Annotated in this window: 16 protein-coding genes; 10 read left to right on the forward strand and 6 right to left on the reverse strand. The window is 68.4% G+C overall.

Features of this window, described 5'->3' with window-relative positions; translation table 11 throughout:
* Positions 1–2 precede the first annotated feature (2 nt).
* From OG344_RS01900 to OG344_RS01910, 3 genes are all read right to left on the reverse strand, one after another.
* Complete coding sequence (locus OG344_RS01900; protein ID WP_327047522.1) at positions 3–896, reverse strand: carbohydrate ABC transporter permease; 894 nt, start codon at positions 894–896, stop codon at positions 3–5.
* Positions 893–1,786, reverse strand: a complete 894-nt coding sequence (locus tag OG344_RS01905; RefSeq protein WP_405086695.1) for a carbohydrate ABC transporter permease — start codon at positions 1,784–1,786, stop codon at positions 893–895. The genes OG344_RS01900 and OG344_RS01905 overlap by 4 nt, the downstream gene beginning before the upstream one ends.
* Positions 1,787–1,902: 116 nt before the next feature.
* Positions 1,903–3,189 carry an ABC transporter substrate-binding protein gene (locus OG344_RS01910; RefSeq protein ID WP_405086696.1) on the reverse strand — a complete coding sequence of 429 codons (1,287 nt, stop codon included), beginning with the start codon at positions 3,187–3,189 and terminating at the stop codon, positions 1,903–1,905.
* A 230-nt stretch (positions 3,190–3,419) separates the two neighbouring features.
* Here OG344_RS01910 and OG344_RS01915 point away from each other — a divergent pair, with 230 nt between their 5' ends.
* Complete coding sequence (locus OG344_RS01915) at positions 3,420–5,321, forward strand: ABC transporter ATP-binding protein (protein WP_405086697.1); 1,902 nt, start codon at positions 3,420–3,422, stop codon at positions 5,319–5,321.
* Between the two features lie 29 nt (positions 5,322–5,350).
* Here OG344_RS01915 and OG344_RS01920 read toward each other — a convergent pair whose 3' ends face one another.
* Positions 5,351–5,749, reverse strand: a complete 399-nt coding sequence (locus tag OG344_RS01920; protein WP_405086698.1) for a MerR family transcriptional regulator — start codon at positions 5,747–5,749, stop codon at positions 5,351–5,353.
* 169 nt (positions 5,750–5,918) lie between these two features.
* Between OG344_RS01920 and OG344_RS01925 the strand changes: the two genes are divergently transcribed.
* The 6 genes from OG344_RS01925 (at position 5,919) to OG344_RS01950 (ending at position 13,967) form a co-directional block, all read left to right on the forward strand.
* Positions 5,919–7,601, forward strand: coding sequence for a pentapeptide repeat-containing protein (locus OG344_RS01925; RefSeq protein ID WP_405086699.1), 1,683 nt, complete (start codon positions 5,919–5,921; stop codon positions 7,599–7,601).
* Between the two features lie 45 nt (positions 7,602–7,646).
* Positions 7,647–8,558 (forward strand): aldo/keto reductase, encoded by a 912-nt coding sequence (locus OG344_RS01930; protein WP_405086700.1) that lies wholly within the window; start codon positions 7,647–7,649, stop codon positions 8,556–8,558.
* Positions 8,559–8,641: 83 nt separating this feature from the next.
* The gene (locus OG344_RS01935) at positions 8,642–9,397 is read left to right on the forward strand and encodes an ABC transporter ATP-binding protein (RefSeq protein WP_405086701.1); all 756 of its coding nucleotides are present in this window, start codon (positions 8,642–8,644) and stop codon (positions 9,395–9,397) included.
* Positions 9,382–11,103 (forward strand): hypothetical protein, encoded by a 1,722-nt coding sequence (locus tag OG344_RS01940; RefSeq protein WP_405086702.1) that lies wholly within the window; start codon positions 9,382–9,384, stop codon positions 11,101–11,103. Before OG344_RS01935 ends, OG344_RS01940 begins: the two co-directional genes overlap by 16 nt.
* Positions 11,100–12,368 (forward strand): MFS transporter, encoded by a 1,269-nt coding sequence (locus OG344_RS01945; RefSeq protein ID WP_405086703.1) that lies wholly within the window; start codon positions 11,100–11,102, stop codon positions 12,366–12,368. The genes OG344_RS01940 and OG344_RS01945 overlap by 4 nt, the downstream gene beginning before the upstream one ends.
* Positions 12,369–12,536: 168 nt before the next feature.
* The gene (locus OG344_RS01950; protein WP_405086704.1) at positions 12,537–13,967 is read left to right on the forward strand and encodes a hypothetical protein; all 1,431 of its coding nucleotides are present in this window, start codon (positions 12,537–12,539) and stop codon (positions 13,965–13,967) included.
* An 87-nt stretch (positions 13,968–14,054) separates the two neighbouring features.
* Here OG344_RS01950 and tnpC read toward each other — a convergent pair whose 3' ends face one another.
* On the reverse strand, positions 14,055–15,569 hold the full coding sequence (gene tnpC / locus OG344_RS01955; RefSeq protein ID WP_405086705.1) for an IS66 family transposase: 1,515 nt from the start codon (positions 15,567–15,569) through the stop codon (positions 14,055–14,057).
* A gap of 118 nt (positions 15,570–15,687) precedes the next feature.
* Between tnpC and OG344_RS01960 the strand changes: the two genes are divergently transcribed.
* From OG344_RS01960 to OG344_RS01970, 3 genes are all read left to right on the forward strand, one after another.
* Positions 15,688–16,341 (forward strand): hypothetical protein, encoded by a 654-nt coding sequence (locus tag OG344_RS01960; RefSeq protein ID WP_405086706.1) that lies wholly within the window; start codon positions 15,688–15,690, stop codon positions 16,339–16,341.
* Positions 16,342–16,433: 92 nt separating this feature from the next.
* Positions 16,434–16,925, forward strand: coding sequence for a hypothetical protein (locus tag OG344_RS01965; protein WP_405086707.1), 492 nt, complete (start codon positions 16,434–16,436; stop codon positions 16,923–16,925).
* Between the two features lie 5 nt (positions 16,926–16,930).
* On the forward strand, positions 16,931–17,233 hold the full coding sequence (locus OG344_RS01970; RefSeq protein ID WP_405086708.1) for a hypothetical protein: 303 nt from the start codon (positions 16,931–16,933) through the stop codon (positions 17,231–17,233).
* A gap of 391 nt (positions 17,234–17,624) precedes the next feature.
* Here the strand turns inward: OG344_RS01970 and OG344_RS01975 are convergent, their stop codons facing one another.
* Positions 17,625–18,956, reverse strand: coding sequence for an ImmA/IrrE family metallo-endopeptidase (locus OG344_RS01975; RefSeq protein ID WP_405086709.1), 1,332 nt, complete (start codon positions 18,954–18,956; stop codon positions 17,625–17,627).
* Positions 18,957–19,380 lie beyond the last annotated feature (424 nt).

Raw genomic sequence — 19,380 nt, forward strand, 5'->3', positions numbered from 1 at the left:
CATCAGCCCTTGAGCGCGCCGGCCATGAGGCCGCGCATGAAGAACCGGCCGAGCAGGACGTACACGACCATCGTGGGGATGGACGCGAGGATCGCCGCGGCCATCTGCTGGCTGTACGGCGTCGTCACCGCACCCGCGATGTTGTTGAGCATGACCGTGGCCGGCCACGAGGTGGGCCCGGTGAGGAAGACCGCGAAGAGGAAGTCGTTCCACATCGAGGTGAACTGCCAGATGATCACCACGGCGAACGCCGGGCCGGAGACCGGCAGCACGATCGACCAGAGCGTGCGCAGCATGCCCGCGCCGTCGACGCGGGAGGCCTCGATCAGCTCGTCGGGGATCGTGACGTAGTAGTTCCGGAAGATCAGCGTGCAGATCGGGATGCCGTACACCACGTGGGCGAGGACCAGGCCCGGGATGCCGCCGTAGAGCTGCACGCCGAGCGCGTCGCCCATGTCCACCATCAACTGCACCAGCGGGATCATGACGCCCTGGTACGGGATGAACATCCCGAAGAGGAACAGCGTGAACAGCACGTCGGCGCCGGGGAAGCGCCACTTGGACAGCACGTACCCGTTCAGCGACCCGAGGGCGGCGGAGATCAGTGATCCGGGGACCGCCAGCAGGAAGCTGTTGACGATGCCCGGTTCGAGCTTCTCCCAGGCGACGCGCCACGCCTCGGTCGTCCAGACCTTGGGGAGGTTCCACGCCTGGGCGGGATCGGCCTCGCTGAGCGGCTTGAAGCTCGTGACCAGCAGCACGTAGACCGGGATCAGGAAGACCAGGACGAACAGCAGCAACAGGACGAGCCGCACCCACGTGCCGGCCCTGCCCTTCTCGCGGGCCGGGGTGGCGGGCGCCGTACGCGGAGCCTCCTCGGCGACGTGGGCGGTCATGGGCGGTTCCCCTTACGGGCGTTCCAGATCAGGTAGGGCACGACGAAGATCACGACGGACAGCACGATGTAGGACGCGATCGTCGCCCCCTTGGCCGGGTCGTGCGAGTCGTAGACCGCCGTCCACATGAACGTCGCGGGCACGTCGGTGATGATCTGCTTGCCCGACACCGCGACGACGAGGTCGAAGACCTTCAGCGAGATGTGGCCGAGGATGATCAGCGCGGAGAGCGTCACCGGGCGCAGCATCGGCAGCACCACGTGCCGGTAGACCCCCCACTCGCCGCAGCCGTCCACCCGGGCGGCCTCCCGCAGTTCGTCGGGAACGCCGCGGAACCCGGCGAGGAACAGCGCCATGATGTATCCGGACATCTGCCAGACGGCCGGGATCGCCATGGCCGCCATCCCCCAGTCGGGATCGCGGAACCACTGCCACTGCAGGAAGTCGAGCCCCATGTAGTGGAAGAGCCGGTTGAGGCCCACCGCGTGCTCGCCCGTCGCGCTGTTCATCAGCCACCGCCACACCACTCCGGTGGCGATGAAGGAGACGGCCATCGGGAACAGGTAGACGGCGCGGAAGCCGCTCTCGGCCCGGATGCCCTTCTCCATCAGGAACGCGAGGAGCCAGCCGAGGACGAGCGCGCCGGCGACGAAGACCACGGTGAAGACGATCGAGTGCCGGACCGACAGGCCCCAGCGCTCCTCGCTCCAGATGCCGGTGAAGTTCTCCAGCCCGGCGAAGTTGCCGGGGATCTCGGCGATCTCGTTGTGCTTGTCGGTCATGGCGAGCTTGAGGTTCCAGCCCAGCAGGCCGTACACGAAGACCGCGATGAGGACGATCGACGGCGAGACCAGGAGCAGACCCGGCAGCCATCTGCGCACCCGCGTCACTTGCGCCTCTCAGAAGTCAAGCACGGCCCACGCCGCGCCGGCCGGAGCCCGGCGTCGGTCACGGCGTGGGCCGTACGGGAAGATCAGCTCACCGGCGGCCGTTCACCTGCCGCTGTTCACTGGCCGCTGTTCTTGGCCGCCGCGACCAGCGCCTGCTGGAGCTTGGCGACGTCCTTGTCCTGCTGGAACAGGCCGACCGCGTCGGTGATCGAGGTACGCCACGTGTCGTTGGCGACCACGCCGTGCTGGATCGAGCCGGCCAGCTTGTCGCCGGCCCACTGCTCCAGGCTCCAGGAAAGATAGTCCTTGTAGAGGGACTGGTCGGCGTCCTTGCGGGCGGGGATCGAGCCCTTCAGCGGGTTGAACGCGTCCTGGCCCTCCTTGCTGGCGGCCACCTTCAGCCACGCGATCGCGCCGTCGCGGTTGGGCGCGCCCTTCGGCAGGGTGAAGCTGTCCGACAGCCACATGAACGTGCCGTCCGTGCCCGGCGACGCGGCCCAGTCGAAGTCCTTCTTCGACTCCTTGCCGAGACCGCCCTCCGGCGGGTTGTGGAAGTAGCCGTAGGCCCAGTCGCCCATGATGTTGAAGGCGGCCTCGCCGTCGGCGACCTGCTTGGCCGCCGGCTGCCAGTCGTCCTGCGGCGTCCCGGCGTACGACAGGATCGTCTTGAAGTTCTCCAGCGCCTTGGTCACGTCCGCGTTGGACCAGTCGGAGCTCGCCGCCCACAGGGCGTTGTAGGCGTCGGTGCCGAGCGAGCCGAGCAGCACGGACTCCAGCAGGTGGACGAGCGTCCACTGCGAGCCGATCGACAGCGGGATCTTGCCGCTCTTCTTGACCTTGTCCAGGTCGGCGACGAACTCGTCCACCGTCTTCGGCGCGCCCGAGATCCCGGCGCCCTTGAGGACCGAGGGGTTGAACCACAGCACGTTCGACCGGTGGATGTTCACCGGCACGGAGTAGACCTGGCCCTCCACCGTGATCTGGTCGATCAGCTGCTGGGGCATGACGTCCTTGAGCTTCAGCTCGTCGTACAGGAAGTTCAGCGACTCCAGCTTGCCGCTCTTGATGTAGCCCTGGAGTTCGGCCCCGGCGTGCCCCTGGAAGGTGTCCGGAGGCTGGTTGGCCTGCAGCTTGCTCGACAGCAGCGCCCTGGCCTGGTCGCCCGAGCCGCCGGCGACGGCGGCGTCGAAGAACTCGAAGTTCGAGTTCTGCTTGGCGAAGATCTCGCGCATGGCCTTCAGGCCGTCGGCCTCACCCGGGCCCGTCCACCACGAGAAGACCTCGACCTTCCGGTGCGCGGCCGGCCCGCCCGCGGTGTCCTGCTTGTCACCGCCGCCGCACGCGGAAAGGGTCAGCAGGCCCGCCATCGAGACCGCGACGGCCGCCATCCACCGTCGTCTCATCACAACATTCCCTTCAGGCTTTTCGCGAGGATTTCGGGCTCCCCGAAGACACATATGGCTGACAACGTTGTCAGCACCGTCCATCCACCCACTTCCCTGCGCGCGCCGTCAAGTTTGTCCCGATAACGTCTCTGCATACGGAGCTTGGCGGCCTGTTAGGGACGTGCGTCAAAGGGAGAGCCGCCCCTGGAGCCCGCGAAATTGTCGGTGCGGGCGCACACACTGCTGGCATGACGGTCACACAGCAGGGGGGACCTGACCATCTGTCCGAGGACGACCTACCGGATCTGGACGAGATCGAGTCGCCTCAGTGGGCCCGGCACTACGGCACGATGGCGGGGCTCAGCTTCCTGACCGTGGCCCGGCGGCTGCCCGGCCTGGTTCGCCAGGCCCTCCGCATCGCGTGGGAGGCGAGCCCCCGCGACACGGTGGCCACCGTCGCGCTGAGCGTGCTCGGCGGCGTCCTCACCGCCTTCGGCCTGCTGGCCACCACCGGCGTGCTGACCGCGCTGCTCCAGGAAGGCCCGACCCCCGACCGGGTCCGGGCCGCGCTGCCGAGCCTGCTGCTCGTGGGCCTCGCCGCCACCGTGCGCACTGCGGTGCAGGCCGGTGCGGGCTGGGCGGAGTCACGGCTGTCACCTCAGGTCAGCCGCATCACCGAGCGGCGGCTCTACACGCTGACGAGCCGGGTCGAGCTCGTCTGTTACGACGATCCGGAGTTCCACGACGCGCTGCAGCGGGCCCGCATGCGCGGCATGGTGGCCGACACGATCGTGAGCACCGCCATCGACACCGTGTCGGCGGTGGTCGGGATCGCGGCCGCGGCGGGCGTGCTGGGCGTGCTGCACCCGGTGCTGCTGCCGCTGCTCCTGCTGGCGGTGCTGCCCGACGCCTGGGCGGCGGTCCGGTCGGCCAGGATGCGCTACGCGACCAACCTCCAGCTGATCTCGGCCCGCCGCCGCAAGTGGATCATCGAGGAGCTGCTCGCCGACAAGGACACCGCGGCCGAGGTGCGCACGTTCACCATGCGCGGTTTCCTGCTCCGCATGTTCGACGCCGTCGCCGTGGGCGAGCAGCGGGTGATGCTCGCGCTGGCGCGGCGGCAGACGTTCGCGAGGATCCTGGGCGAGGCGCTCGGCGGCGTCGGTCAGGGCGTCGTCTACGTCACGCTCGGAGTGCTGCTGGTGATCGGCGCGGTGCCGCTCGCGGTGGCCGGCACCGCGGTGCTCGCCATCCGGACCGGCCAGGCGTCGCTGGCGAACCTCCTGTACTCGACGAACCGGCTCTACGAGGAGGGGCTCTACTTCACCGACTTCCTGGACTTCGCCGCGCACGCGGAGGGCAGGATCCCGCCCCCGCGCGAGCGGGAGGCCCCGGAGCGCTTCGAGCGCATCACCGTCGAAGACGTGACGTTCACCTATCCGGCCACGCCGGCCCCGGCGCTGCGCGGGGTGTCGGCCCGCGTCGAGCGTGGGGAGGTCGTGGCCCTCGTCGGGGAGAACGGCTCGGGGAAGACCACCCTCGCCAAGATCCTCGCCGGCTTGTACGAACCGGACGGCGGCCGGGTGCTGTGGGACGACATCGACGTGACCGAGGTCGATCCCGACAGCCTGCGCCGCAGGATCGCGGTCATCGCGCAGGACCACACCCGGTGGCCGCTGACCGCCCGCCACAACATCACGATGGGCATGGAGAGGGGCGAGGACGAGGTGGTCCGCGCCGCCGAGGTGGCGGGCGCCGACCAGGTCGTCGCCGAACTGCCGCTCGGCTACCGCACGCTGCTGGACCGCCGGTTCAAGAACGGCCACGAGCTGTCGGGCGGCCAGTGGCAGCGCGTCGCGGTGGCGCGCGGCTTCTACCGGGACGCGCCACTGCTGATCTGCGACGAACCCACGGCGGCCCTCGACGCCCGGGCCGAGCACGCGTTGTTCGACCGGATCAGGCGGCACGCCGACGGGCGGACGGTGCTGCTCATCACCCACCGGCTCGCCAGTGTCCGCTACGCCGACCGCATCTACGTGCTCGACCACGGCCACGTCCGCGAGCACGGCACCCACGACGAGCTGATCGCGCTCGGCGGGCTCTACGCCGAGCTCTACAACCTCCAGGCCGATGCCTACCGCGCCTCCTGACCCGGCTTCTCGAACCGCCTACCCGGCCGTCAGGAGGCCTGCTCGCAGTCGGGGAGCATGGCGCGCATGGTGAGCACGTCCTTGTAGTACCGCATCTTGCGCTGCACCCCGCCCTGTTTCTGGCGCAGGTCGGCGATCTGGGCCTCGACCTTCCGGTCGTGCTCCTCCAGCAGCGCGATGCGGTCGGCGATGGTGTGCTCGCCCTGCCGTACGAGCGCGGCGAAGCGCAGCATCTCGGCGATCGGCATGCCGGTGTCCCGGAGGCAGCGGACCATGCCGAGCCAGCTCACGTCCTCCTCGGTGAAGCGCCGCTGGCCCGACGCGTTCCGGCGGATCGGCTCAAGCAGCCCGATCCGTTCGTAGTAACGAAGGGTGTCGAGGCTGAAACCGGTCTCCTCGACGACCTGTCCAGGTGTGTACACGGCCACGCCGTTGATCCTGTCACAGCGAATGCCGTACCGCCGCGCGGTTGTGTCTGTAGGCGGTTCGCAAGCGAATCGCAAACAATTCCCCGTATAACGGGTGCTGTTCAACGCCTTTCCCGGGGAACCTTTCCCGGCAGGCGGCGGCGTCCCCGAGGGAGACAGTGAGACAGAGATGCCCGGCCTTCCCCGCCTACTCGCCGGCATGGCGCTCGCCGCCGCCGTCCTGCCGATGGTCCCGGTCTCGCCGGCCTCCGCCGCGCCGCTCCCGTGCCGTCCCGGCAGCGGCCCGAAACTGGCCGGGCGCGATCTCACCCGGGCCGCGCTGCCCGCCGACCTGTCCTGCGCCGACCTGCGCGGCGCCACGCTGGACGGGCTGTACGTACGCGTCCCGCTCGACGGGGCCGACCTGCGGGGAGCGTCACTCAAGGGGACCCACCTCGGGAACGCCCAGATGGCCGGGGCCAGGCTGGGCAAGGCCGACCTGTCGGAGGCCGAGCTCTACTACGCGGATCTGCGGGGCGCGGACCTGCGCGGGGCGACGATGGACGACTCCTCGCCGTACGGCGCGCACCTGGAGGGGGCCGACCTGAGCGGGGCGACCCTGACGCGGGCCAAGGCCTACTCGGCGCAGTTCGACGACGCGAAGCTGGTCGGCGCCGACCTCACCGACGCCGACGTCTACGGCGCCGACCTGCGCCGGGCCGACCTCACCCGGGTGAAGGCCCCGAAGGCCCGGCTCTACGGCGCCACCCTGATCAAGGCCGTGGTCCGGCGGGCGGACCTCCGGGACGCGCAGCTGTACGAGGCGGTGATGGACGGCGCCGACTTCCGGGGCGCCGACCTCGGCGGGGCCGACCTGCGGAACGTGCGGGGCGCCCACCTGGCCGGGAGCAGGGGCGTGCCGAAGGACCTGCCCGCGCCCGGCCCGGCGTGCGAGGCCGGCGAGGGCCAGCACTACGCGGGATGGGACCTGACCACGGTCACCGACTTCCCCGACGACCTGAGCTGCGCCGACCTGACCGGCGCCAAGCTGGACGGCCTCAATCTGGGCAGCGTCAAGCTCAACCGGGCCATCCTCCGGGACGTCTCCGCGGCCGGGACGACCTTCCGCTCCCTCAAGGGCGCGGACCTGACCGGCGCGCACCTCAGGCGGGCCGTGCTCCGCAGCGCGGACCTCACCGGGGCGAACCTCTCCCGGGCGGACCTCTCGGAGGCCGAGATCGGCAGCTCCACCCTGACCGGGGCCACCCTCGCGGGCGCCGACCTGCGCGGGGCGGAGATGACCAGCGTGACGGCGGACCAGGCCGACTTCACCGCCGCGCGGATGGACCGGGCGCAGCTCAACAGCGGCAGGCTCCGGGACGCGGTCTTCCGCAGGGCCACGCTGACCGACGCCAACCTGCAGTCCGCCGAACTGCGGGGCGCGACCTTCCAGGACGCCGAGGTCACCGGCCTGCAGGCGGACTACGCGGAGGACGCCGACCTGTCCGGCTCCACCAGCAGGCTCGGCGCCGGCTGGTTCGTCTTCTTCGGCATCACAGGCCTGATCGTCTTCTTGATCGTCCTCGGGCTGGTCGTCCGCGGAACCCGGCGGAGGAAGGCCGTCAGGAAGCACCTCGCGGAACGGGCCGTCCGGTTCGAGGACGCGCGGCGCGCGCAGGAGGAGAACGTAACGCGGCTCGGCGAGGAGATCGACACGGTGGCGGACAGAACCGGCGAGGTCGACTGGAACGCGGCCCTGGACGCCTACGACGCGGCGAAGGAAGCTCTGGCGACCGCCCGCGACATGAGCGACCTGCAGGACGTCGGGACGATCGTGGCGCGCGGCCGGAAGGCCCTCTCCCGCCGCCGGTGAAAGCGGCTTGCGCTGGAGTGCGCTCCAGGCGGCAGCCTGTTCGGCATGAGAATCGCTCTGGGGACGATCCCCTTCGGGACCATCGTGGACGAGAAGACCTCCTTCGCCATCCTCGACCGCTTCGTCGAAGGCGGCGGAACGGTCCTCGACACGGCCAACAACTATCCCTTCTGGCTGGACGGCGCGACCGGGGACGAGAGCGAGGCCACCATCGGCCGGTGGCTCGCCTCCCGCCGCAACCGGGACGCGGTGGTGATCAGCACCAAGTGCGGCGCCCGCCCGTCCGTGCCCGGCGCCCGTACGCTCGACGCCGCCGAGGGCCTGTCAGCCGGTGTCGTCCGGGCCGCGATCGAGGGCAGCCTGCGGCGCCTCGGCACCGATCACGTGGACGTGTACTGGGCCCACATCGACGACAGGGCGACGCCGCTGGAGGAGACGGTCGCCGCCTTCGACGAGGTGGTGCGGGCCGGCCAGGCCGGGGAGGTGGGCGCGAGCAACCACGCCACCTGGCGGCTGGAGCGGGCCCGCGCCCTGGCGGCGGCGCGCGGCGGCGCCCGCTACGGCCACGTGCAGCTCCGCCACTCCTACCTCCGTCCCCGCCCCGGCGTACGGCTGCCCGAGGGCGGCCACACCCTGGTCACCGAGGAGTTGCTCGACTACGTGCGCTCCGAGGGCGATCTGCGGCTGTGGGTCTACTCCTCGCTGCTGGCGGGCGCGTACACGGCCAAGCCGCTGCCCGAGCACTACGACCACCCGGGCACCGCGAAGCGGCTGGCCGCACTGGACGAGGTGGCGGGCGAGATCGGCGCGACGCGCAACCAGGTCGTGCTCGCCTGGCTGCGGGCGCAGGACATCCTCCCGATCGTCGGAGTCAGCTCGGTCGCCCAGTTGGAGGAGATCATGGCCGACGTCAAGCTCGGCGACGAGCAGCTCTCCCGCCTCGACGCCCCCGTCTGACCCGTAACCGCGAAGGACCCCCACTACGATCTCAGCCACCTGGCCGCCGGCCACGGCCTTTCCCTCGCCACCCGGAGCACACCATGACGCCAGCGCTGGAGATCAGCGGGCTGACCAAGCGATTCGGCGACAGGCTCGCCGTCGACGCCATCGACCTCAGCGTTCCCCCGGGCTCCTTCTTCGGGCTCGTCGGCCAGAACGGCGCCGGCAAGACGACCACCCTGTCCATGGCCGTCGGTCTGCTGCGACCCGACAGCGGCAGCGCCCGGATCTTCGGCGCGGACGTGTGGTCGGCCCCCGAGCGCGCGAAGGCGGAGGTCGGGGTGCTGCCCGACGGGCTGGCCATGCCCGAACGGCTGACCGGCCGCGAGGTGCTCACCTATCTGGGCCTGCTGCGCGGCCTGGACAAGGACGTGGTGGCCCGGCGGGCCGAGGAACTGCTGGCCGTACTGGAGCTGGACGGCGCGGAGAAGACGCTGGTCATCGAGTATTCGACCGGCATGCGCAAGAAGATCGGGCTGGCCACCGCGCTGCTGCACGCGCCGCGGCTGCTGGTGCTGGACGAGCCGTTCGAGGCGGTGGACCCGGTGTCCGCCGCCACGATCAAGACCATCCTGCGCGGCTTCGTCTCGGGCGGCGGCTCGATCGTCCTGTCCAGCCATGTGATGGCTCTTGTCGAGCAGCTGTGCGACCACGTCGCGGTGATCGACAAGGGTACGGTGGCCGCGGCCGGCATTCTGGACGAGGTGCGCGGCGCGCGCTCGCTGGAGGAGACCTTCGTCGAGCTCGTCGGCGAGCAGGGCAGCGAAGTCAAGGAGCTGTCGTGGCTGTCGCGCTGACCATGGCCCGGATGAAGGTCGCGGTGCTGCGCCACGCCTTCCACGGCGAGCGGGCGCAGACCGCGGGCACTGGCGCGTCGCTCGGCGCGCTGCTCGCGGCCGGAACCGTCTACCTGGCCTTCGCCGGCCCCGACCTGCTGGCGGCGGGGTATGCGGTCTGGCTGCTGGGCTGGATGCTCGGCCCGGTCTTCATGGGTGGCGGGGACGAGACGCTGCGTCCGGAGTACTTCTCGCTGCTCGGCCTGCCGACGCGCCGGCTGGCGGCCGGGCTGCTGGTCTCGGCCTTCGTCGGTGTAGCGCCGGTGGTGAGCCTGACCGCCCTGCTCGGGCTGCTGGTCGCGGGGGTACGGCTCGGCGTCGTGAACGCTCTGGTGGCCGTGCCGGCGATGGTGCTGCAGCTGGCCGTTTTCGTGCTGCTGTCGAAGATCTCCGTGGCGGTGGTCGGGCTGGCGCTGCGCACCCGGTCGGGTGCGATCACCTCGGGCGTGCTCAACGGCGCGATCCTGGCGGCGCTCGGGCAGATCTGGGTCTTTTTCGTGATTTTCGGTCAGACCGGCGTGCCCTCCGTGGTGTGGTACCTGCCCTCCGGGTGGGGCCTGCTGGCCGTCCGGGGCGAGTGGTGGGCGCTGGCGGCGCTGGCCGTACTGGTGCTGCTGCTCCTGGGCGCGTGGGCGGCGCTGCTCAGCAGGCGCGCGGGCGCCACGCGGGCCTCCGCCCGGGGCAGACGCCCGATGACGGCGACCACCGCCAACGGCGCGATCATCTCCAAGGAGCTGCGCACCTGGTCGCGCGACCTGGTGCGCAACCACCAGCTGACCTTCGCGCTCTCGTACGGCGTCTGCTTCGCGGCCAGCCCGCTGATCCTCGGCTGGGACGGCATGCTGCCCTACGCCGGCCTGATCTTCATCGTGATGGCCGCCGCCATGACCTCCAACCTGTACGGCACCGACGGCACCGCGCTGTGGCTGACGCTGATGACGACGACCGCGAGCGACGTGCGCGGCAGGCAGCTGGCCTGGCTGTCGGCGCACGCACCGGTGGCGATCGTGCTGACGGTGGCGTTCACCGCTGTGGCCGATGGCCGGTGGCCCCTGATCCTGGCACTGCTGCCCGCCCTGCTGGGCGGCGCGGCCGGGCTGGTGCCGCTCATCTCGGTGTACGGGCTCGTACCCGGCACCGACCCGCACCGCCGCGCGGGCAACCCGCTGCGTACCAGCGAGGACGACGGCGGCCTGACCGGGCTGGCCTATCTGACGCTCGCGCTGGTGCTCCTGACGGGCGTGCCGGCGGCGCTGGCGGCGATCTGGTACGGCTGGGCGGGCGTGGCCGCCGGCGTCGTGACCGGCACGCTGTGTCACTGGGGCTTCGGCCTGCTCGCCGAGCGGCGGCTGCGCTCACACGGACCCGAGCTACTGGACACCATGCGGACCGGCCGTAAGCCGCGGACGACGGTGAAGTCCCGCTTCGAGCACCTGTCCACGACGCGGAAGACGATCGCCTGGTGGTGCTTCGGCTTCGGCGCCATCCCGCTGATCCCGCAGGGCGTGCTCGCCGCCGTCTTCGTGGCCAACGGCATGCCGCGCCACAGCTGGTTCCTGGCCACCTACATGCCCTCCGGGCTGCGCTACCCGGTCGCCGCCGCCTTCGTCCTGCTCGGTCTGGCGATGTACGGCACGGGCTTGTGGGTCGTCACGCCACGCCGATGACGCGGGGGCTGGGACGGGACTTCGCGTGGCTGTGGGGGGCCTACGCGGTGAGCTCCCTGGGGACATGGCTGGCGCTGGACGCGTTTCCGCTGATCGCCATCCTGGCCCTGCACGCCGGCGCCGCGCAGGTGTCCCTGATCGCCGCGGCCGGTGGAGCGGCCGGCGCCCTGCTGGCCGTGCCGCTCGGCCCGTGGATGGAGTTCCGGCGGAAGCGGCGGCTCATGATCCGGGCCGACCTGGTCCGCTTCCTGACGCTGCTGACCGTGCCGGTCGCGTACGCCGCCGGCGCGCTGACGTACGCGCACCTGCTCGGCGTGGCCGTGGTCGTCGCCCTGGCCGACATCGTCTTCGTGGGGGCGAGCGGAGCCCACCTCAAGGCCCTCGTGCCCAAGAATCACCTGATGGAGGCCAACGGCCGGTTCGAGACGGTCATGTGGACGTCCACCGCACTCGGCCCCCCGGCCGGCGGCGCGCTCATCGGGATTCTCGGCCCTGTCGTCACGGTCGCCCTGAACGCGGCCAGCTATTTGCTGTCCGCGCTTGGCATCCGCGCGATCGCGGCCCCGGAGCCGGCCCCGCCCGTCCGCCGTACAGGCGCCTCGCGCCGGGCGGAGATCGCCGAGGGGTGGCGGATGATCGTCGCGGACCGCGGGCTGCGCGTCCTGTTCGCGAACACGGTGCTCGTCTCCGGGCTCATCATGGCGACGGCCCCGCCGCTGACCTTCCTGATGCAGCATGATCTCGGTCTGACTCCGCTGCAGTACGGGCTAGCCTTCGGCGTCCCCTGCCTGGGCGGCGTCCTGGGCTCCCGGATCTCCCGTCCGCTCGTCCGCCGGTTCGGGCAGCGGGCGATGCTGCTGGCGTTCGGCGTCGCGCGGGTGCCCTGGCTCGTCGGGCTCCCGTTCATGGGAGCGGGCCCGGCCGGGCTCATGCTGATCATACTGGTCGAGTTCGGCCTGCTCACCTGCATGGGCGTCTTCAATCCCGTCTTCGCCACCTACCGCCTCGAACGGATCGAGGACGGCAGGGTGGCGCGGGTCCTCACCGCCTGGACCATCACCTCGCGGACGACGACCGCCGCGCTCACGGCCCTGTGGGGCGTCCTCGCCGGCCTGGCCGGCGCCCGCACCGCGATCGCGATCGGCGCGGTGCTGCTCGTCGCGACGGCCGCGCTACTCCCGTGGCGTACCCCGTCTCATGACCCCGCGCCCGTCCTCGTCGCGTCACCGGGCACAAAAGAACGAATTATCGATATGGGAGGATGAAACGCCTGAATGGTGATATCTGCAGTCGCTTAGACATACCCGTAGCCTGTGGTAATCGTTCAGACCCATATCCAGACTTGAGGCATACCTTTACTACAGGGCGATTCGCCCGTAATCTTTGGGCCGGAGTTGTCGCGTTCCGCCGACCGCGCTGGAGTCCGCCACCTCATGGCCGCATCGTCATCAGGATCAACGCCCTCAGCAGCGCCTTCGCTGGCTCCGCATCCCTCGCCAAGCTCCGATCCCCCGGCGAAACGGCCGGACGAGCCTCCATCCACCGTCACGCCGTCTCCGCAGCCCCAGTCGTCCCCGATCGGCGGCATCAGCGACGGCTACTCCGGCATCAACCCCTCGGCGCTGGACGACTTCGAGCGCGGACTCGGCCGCGCGGAAGACTCCCTCGGGCGCAATGAGCAGATCATCGACCGGACGCTGCGACAACTCGGGCAGGACACATCAGGCCTCGGCGCCCTCCGTGAGATGAGGAACTGGCTCACGACCAGCCGCCCCGACCTGCGGCGCCGCAGCGAGACGATCCGCGCCCAGCAGGGCGAGTGGAGCGCAGGCGCGGGTGCGACCGGCGGCCTGCGCGACTTCGACGAGAGCCTGTACGGCAGGGCGGCCCACGACCCCGACGTCTACGCCGCCGTAACCACCCTGACCGAAGCCGTGGACAAGGGCGAGGTCGACGCGAAGACGCTGACGGCTCTGGAGAAGCGGAAGGGAGACGCCGCCTTCGCGACGGCCCTGATGACCAGCCTCGGCGGAGCGGGCTTCCGCGAACTGGTGGCGAAGGCCGCCGAGCACGGAGACGATAAGAAGGTGCAGCGGTTGCAGGCTGCGCTCGGCGCCGCGCTGGGCACGGCGAGTTCCCGGTTCAGCCCGGCCTGGCGCGATCAGCTCGCCTCCCCGTCCCCCGCCGACCCGAAGCAGGCGTACGCGGTCGCTCTCGCGCTGAAGAACGGCAAGGCCGACACGTCATTCCTGGTGGCGGTCGCCCGGAAACTCGACGCCTGGGACCGCGCCCGGAGCAGGCAGCTCACCCCCTCACCGGACCCGATGGTGCCCCTGATGGAGGCGCTGGCCGCCGATCCCGCCGCCGCTCAGGACTTCTTCGCCAAGGACGCCACGGCGCTCAAGCACTTCCTGACCGAGCGGTACACCCAGGACGGCGGCGCGGCGCTGGGCAAGGCGCTGGAGGCCTCCATGCTCACCTTCCGCGACCACGACGGCACACCGAGCCAGCCATCCCGCGGCTACATCTCCGCCGCGCTCGCCTCGGAGTTCGCCCACCTGGAAGCCCAGCGAATCGAAGTCGGCGACCCCCCGGCATCACTCGTCCCCACCACCGCAACCGGCCACATCCTCGCCGGCTACATCAGCGACATCAACCGAGTCGCCGACTCAGGCAGCGACCCTGGTGCGCCGGGAGTCAGAGGAGCCGACTACTCGCAGATGGCAGGGCAGGACCCATGGGGAGCGTGGTTCAACAAGAAGGAGCTGCGCTCACTGTTGAAAGAAAACTTTTCCGACTCCAAGGCATTTACCCTTGTCACGGTTGCCCAGACCGCGTTTGCGGCGCGGCTCCTCGATTCGTAAGCATTCAGCCCAAGCGCATTTCGACGTTGAGCGATCACCATGTGTGATCGTGTGTGGGTGTGCGGGATTACAGCGTGTGGGGCTGGGTCAGGGTGTTGCCGGGCCGGGTGGCATCCAGGGGCGGCCGAGTAGAGCGTCATGGATGACGGCGACCGCGTTGCTGCCGTGTTTAACGGCGGTGGACAGGTAGCCGCGGATGGCGTACCGGTGTTCGGTGGCCCGCTCCGAGCGGAGCCGACCGGAGATCTTCTGCTGGGTCTTGGCCGGGCGGACGTCACGTTCTGCCTGGTTGGAGGTGGGCGGGACGTTCAGATCGTGGGCGAAGCGCAACACGTCGTTCTCGCGGCCGCGCAGGACTTCCAGCAGCAGGCGGCCGATCGGCTGCTTGACCTGCTTGCCGCCGGGCAGGCGGTGGACTTCCGACAGGCCGACCAGGACCCCGTGCCGGAACCCTCTGATCAGGTCGGCCTTGACCCGCGGGTCGATCTGCGCGGCGCCGGCCTTCCGGGCGAGGTTGGCCTCGTGGATCAGCCCGCGCAGGGCGCGCTGGATCTGCTCGGGCCAGTGCCGGCCCGGGTAGGTCTCGACACAGTCCTCAAGATCACGAAGTAGGTGGGCCGCACAGAGTTGATGGGTGTGCGAGCCGAGCCGGGCCGAGTCGTAGTTCTGGTACCGGTCATGCACGATGACCCCGCCCAGATGCGGGATGACCTGCTCGAAGGTGTCCAGGCTACGATCCCCCAGCAGGTACCAGGTGTACAGACGATCGCAGGCGACCATCAGGTACTTCTTGACCTTCTTGGGCCCGACCCGGATCGGTGTCTCGTCACAGCAGACCGCGTAGGCGAGGGTGAGCAGCATCCAGATGCGCCTGTTGGCGGCGGCGACCGCGGCGGCGGCACGCTTCAGCAGCCCGTGCACGAACCCCTGCGACGGCTTCGCGCCGGTCAGCGACTCGACCAGCTCCGCGCAGCGCTGCACCGGAATCGCGTGGGCGACCATCAAGTACACGCACAACGTCTGCAGCTTCACCCCAAAGCTGACCGCGGCCTCCGGCACCCCTTCCGGCCGAGGCGCGCTATGCACCGCACCGCACCGGCAGGCCACCGTGTGCAGATCGTGCTGGAACCGCTGCGCCGACACCAAGGGAATCTCGATCTGCTGGTGACGCCCGGTCACGCCCAGATCGGTCGCGTCCGCCAGATCGGCGCCGCACCCACACATCCCCTCCGGGAAGTGGTCGAACGTGTCGGCGATCTCATCCGGATCGTCCGACCAGGCCAGATGCGTACCCGGCGCGCCTTTCTGCTTGCCCGGCTTGCGCTTGGCACTGTCCCTGCCGGCCTTCGAGGCGGTGGCGGGCTTGTCCTTCGGCTGCGCCTTACCTGGCTGATCGTCGCTGGAGGGCGGCATCCCCGAGTTCCCGCTGTTACGCGACAGCGCCCGCTCCAGCCGCGCCACCCGCTCGCGCAGCTCGGCGTTCTCCTCCTCCAACGCGTCGACCATCGCGGCCAACCGCGCGATCAACGCCTCCTGGCGGGCGGCCTGGACGCGGACGAGCTCGATCAGCTCCTCACGCGACATCTCCTCCAGGCCGGACACCCGACGATCTCACCACATCGCAGACAGGTGATCAAAATGACGGACCGTCACACAGGCGATCCGCATATCACTCCTCGCGAACGGCCTGAATGCTTACCTCGATTCGGGCGCCAACGCAATGACCGTTGGTAACGGCGACGATGCCCTGCGAACGAGCGCGCGAAAAATCGGCGCCGGCTTCGGGCTAATTACCGATGCTGCCGGCCTGGCAAAGATCGAGGAGGGCAAGAAACTGGACGAGACGCAGACGGTGAAGGTTAAGGCATTCAATGCTGTGGTCAACAGCGCACTCGCCATACCTCGGTGGGAAGGGGCCTGGCCGATCACCACCAGCGTCATCGGAGCATGGAACGGGCTTCTCGAAGACGCTCTTAAGGGGAAGGAGGAAGGCATCGCCCGCAGCGACGCCAACGCTGCCGTTGATAACTCGAGAACCCTCGTGCAGGATCTCACCGCACAGGCGATGCTCAAGCACGGACTTTTCGGAGAGGCTGAGCCTGCGGCAAAAACTCACCCTTGGGCCTCACTTGAAGGGCTCAAGAAGGGAGACGACCCACGTAACAACCCGAACAACTTCCTGAAGGACGATGGTCGAACGCTTATGACCATGGATGAGATGATCGATCAGAAAGCCAGCAACAGCACCGACAAGTATCGTCGGGTCGAGGCTTACAAACGCTGGCTCTATGAGCAGTCAGGACAGCCATGGCGGGATGTCAGCGAACCCCTCAACCAAAGCTTCTCGCGAGCCTTTGCGCAGTACGAGTCGTGATCCGGAAGACTCTCTCCGCGTGGGCAGCACTAGCTCTCTTTTTGGCCAGCACTACCGGGTGCTCAGAAAAGAAGCACATCGATCGTACACCCATGCCCACAATCGCAGCCCCCCCTTACGCGTGTGACTATATTCCCCTGCGTCCGATCGAAGTGATGACTGGGGTAAGAGACCCACTTATTCGGGGGGACTTCGATTTACGGCGGAGCAGCACCGGCATGGGAGGTTGTGCGATCTATCAGCGGACCGGCGACAAGCTCAAAGTATTGTATGTTGACCTCTCACCAGGAGGGGAATTAGCGGAAGTTGAGGAGCATCTGAGGGGTGGCGCCAAACCCTTACCGGAGATCCTGCCCGGGGGAAAGGGTTATTATTTCAAAGACTCTTCGAGTAATACCAATTCGGTCTATTCCATGCTTGTGCGAGGCGAGACTCGAATCATGATTCAGCTTGAGATAGGCGCTGAAGGGCGGGACAACGCGGCGGATGTGGTGGCGTTGATGAAGCTGATCGCACCCAAGCTGATCACCGATGCGAGCGCCGCGTCATCGTCCCCCTCGCCGTCTGTGTCCGCGAAGGGATGATGCTTGTGGCTCAACTGGTCACCAATCCGCTGTACGCGGCTCTCACAGACGCCCTACGAACGATCGAACCGCTGGTGCAGGAGATCGAGCAGCGCGTGGACGGGCCGTACCTGCACTTTCACAACGGGGCGGTGTGGACGGGAGCGGCGGCCAGGCGCTTCGACGAAGAGTTCAGCCGGCACCGCTCCCGTGTCCGCACCTCCAATGACAGGATCCTGTCCGAACTACGCCAGGCACTGGCCGGCACGCCACCCGAGGTGACAGAGGAGCAGGCGAAAACGATCCGGATCAGATACGGCCTGCCCTGACGACATGGAGCGGATACGCCGTCATGTGCCTTGAAGCGGACGGGAGACTTCGGGGCCGTCGCCCGCGAAGGGACCCTGGAGTTCCCGCGCGAGCTCGGGGTCGCTCCACACCACCGCAGTGGCGTGCCAGGCGGCAATCGCGCGTGCAGTTGGAAGCCGGTCTCCTGTGTCCGCCTCCGCAACCAGATGGCCGAGGACCTCACGGATGCAGGCCTGACGCTCAGCATCCGGAAGCCAGGTGAGCCAAGGCAGCTCCTCCACGAGAGCCACTTCGGCGAGGCCGCCATCGCGACCGGCGATTGCTGCCGAACTGGTGCAGGCTGTCGAACAGTCTTCACCGGCTGGCGCATCCTGCGAAGCAGCGCCGGCCAGTCGGCGTGATTTGGACATATCAAGCGACACCGAGCTGGTTTTCTACCTGATGCTGCACTACGAACGTTGAGACGCGGAAATGCTCCGCGATCCGCTCCAGTTCCTCCGCCGATATCATGCGAAGGTTCCCCAGCTCCTCGGCAATGCCTTCCGCCGGAGCCAGAAGTTCGGCGGCGAAGGCTCTCTCGATCTTGTGCCTGTCCGTATAGGCTGCCGTCACCAGAAAGAATGGGTCATCCTCGTAAATCACATGCCAGAGGGCCCGCGACAGCGTGAATCTCTCAGCGGTTGCTGGATAGGAGTGCCCAACAACGACGAGCGGCCGCTTCTGTGTGGGAACATTGCCGGCCGCTTGTATACCAGGGTCAGCTGTAATATCCAGAACGCTCGACACCAATTCGGTCGGATCGAACACCTCGTCGGGCTCCAATTCAAGAGCCTGGCGGACTTCCCTCGCCTGTGACCACCCCTGTCGCCACGGCAGGGTATGGTGCCGCAGGCCAGCCCCTCGAATGGCCTCCCTGAGCGAGAGAGCTGCAGACTCGGAGGCTTGGGCGGGCAGCTCGTTCACTTTGTCTCTGGCCTGCTTCACCCAGTTGAGAGTTCTACCGATGAGGCCTGGATCCACAGCATTCAAGAAGTCAACGTAAACCTGCCCGCCTAGCTCCTGAGCCACTCGAAGGATCTCTGGCTCGAACTTCCTGGCGTCACTGTAAGGGTCGAGCCCGAGGCGTGCCGCGGCAAGACAGAACTCTGCTTCTTCCTCATCCGCGGCCTGTATGCTCTGCCACTCTGTCGCCAGCGGTGTTCCGCGCACACCGCGCTCCTCCAGACGCGCGATAACGCCAGTGACGATCAGTCCCAGCCTATCCGATACGAGAGTTGCTTCTATCTGCGCCTCCCCTTGGGAAATGAATCTCGTCGGATGTTCCCGGCTGGATGTTCTGTCGCGGCTCCAGACAAGCCGGGTTTCCCTTCCCTCGGGGATGATCAGAAGGTCTGGCCAAAGGAATCCGTCTCCCGAAGAGCGCATTCCATGCCGTTGATGGAAACGCCGGAGAACGTCCGGATGCTCTTTAGGCCGCCTCGCCCGCGATATATTGCAGTACGACGCAGGACGCGAATCGGCCTTGAGGAACCACCAGTTATAGGCTATCCACTCGGCCAGCGGGTACAGCGGAGCGTAGATCGATCGCCGAGAGGCCCCGGAGGCATGGTCCTGGACGAGCGTGACCCAGTCGTCCCCGACCGAGATCTCTATCCTCGCCCATGTCTCTTTCAGTTCACGAGCCATCACACCGGGAGCTTGTTCCCATTCCCATGTCACGTTGAGCTCACTAGCCTTGGTCATGTCAGCCACCCCGGCCATTCAGCGGGTTGCAGCGGATATCCTTTGTACTGCCCCAGCTCGGAATTTACCAGACGCCCTTCGTACACGGTATTGTCCTTGCGGTGCCAGACGTAGCGGGGAAAGTCTCCTTCCCAGGGGGCTCCGACCTGCCCTCCGGCTATGGCCTCACGCAGCCATCCCGTCAGCTCCGCCCGATCGCCCAGGCGAGGGTCGCACTTGCTGGCGTCAGCCCGTAGTCGCGCAGGCCCTGCGAAGGATGGGTAGGTCTTGTGTTCAGGGCTCCCTACGTAGGATGCACGCGCTGCGAGCTTATCAAGCTCAATGCCGGTCGGCGGATCCGACCGTTGCCGACGTGGGGGTCTATGCCGTTTAGGGGCTCGCATGAGAGTGATTATTGCCCTAAGCAAAAGGCCTAACAATTCAT

Origin of the sequence: Microbispora sp. NBC_01389 (assembly GCF_045040095.1) — a bacterium.
GTDB lineage: Bacteria > Actinomycetota > Actinomycetes > Streptosporangiales > Streptosporangiaceae > Microbispora.

What these genes read in the sequence shown, in the direction of transcription:
- OG344_RS01925 (WP_405086699.1), top strand. Translation starts at nt 5,919, where the DNA reads ATGCCCGGCCTTCCCCGCCTACTCGCCGGCATGGCGCTCGCCGCCGCC.
- OG344_RS01950 (WP_405086704.1), top strand. Translation starts at nt 12,537, where the DNA reads ATGGCCGCATCGTCATCAGGATCAACGCCCTCAGCAGCGCCTTCGCTG.
- OG344_RS01965 (WP_405086707.1), top strand. Translation starts at nt 16,434, where the DNA reads ATGCCCACAATCGCAGCCCCCCCTTACGCGTGTGACTATATTCCCCTG.
- OG344_RS01975 (WP_405086709.1), bottom strand. Translation starts at nt 18,956, where the DNA reads ATGACCAAGGCTAGTGAGCTCAACGTGACATGGGAATGGGAACAAGCT.
- OG344_RS01915 (WP_405086697.1), top strand. Translation starts at nt 3,420, where the DNA reads ATGACGGTCACACAGCAGGGGGGACCTGACCATCTGTCCGAGGACGAC.
- OG344_RS01960 (WP_405086706.1), top strand. Translation starts at nt 15,688, where the DNA reads ATGACCGTTGGTAACGGCGACGATGCCCTGCGAACGAGCGCGCGAAAA.
- OG344_RS01945 (WP_405086703.1), top strand. Translation starts at nt 11,100, where the DNA reads ATGACGCGGGGGCTGGGACGGGACTTCGCGTGGCTGTGGGGGGCCTAC.
- OG344_RS01935 (WP_405086701.1), top strand. Translation starts at nt 8,642, where the DNA reads ATGACGCCAGCGCTGGAGATCAGCGGGCTGACCAAGCGATTCGGCGAC.
- OG344_RS01930 (WP_405086700.1), top strand. Translation starts at nt 7,647, where the DNA reads ATGAGAATCGCTCTGGGGACGATCCCCTTCGGGACCATCGTGGACGAG.
- OG344_RS01910 (WP_405086696.1), bottom strand. Translation starts at nt 3,189, where the DNA reads ATGAGACGACGGTGGATGGCGGCCGTCGCGGTCTCGATGGCGGGCCTG.
- OG344_RS01900 (WP_327047522.1), bottom strand. Translation starts at nt 896, where the DNA reads ATGACCGCCCACGTCGCCGAGGAGGCTCCGCGTACGGCGCCCGCCACC.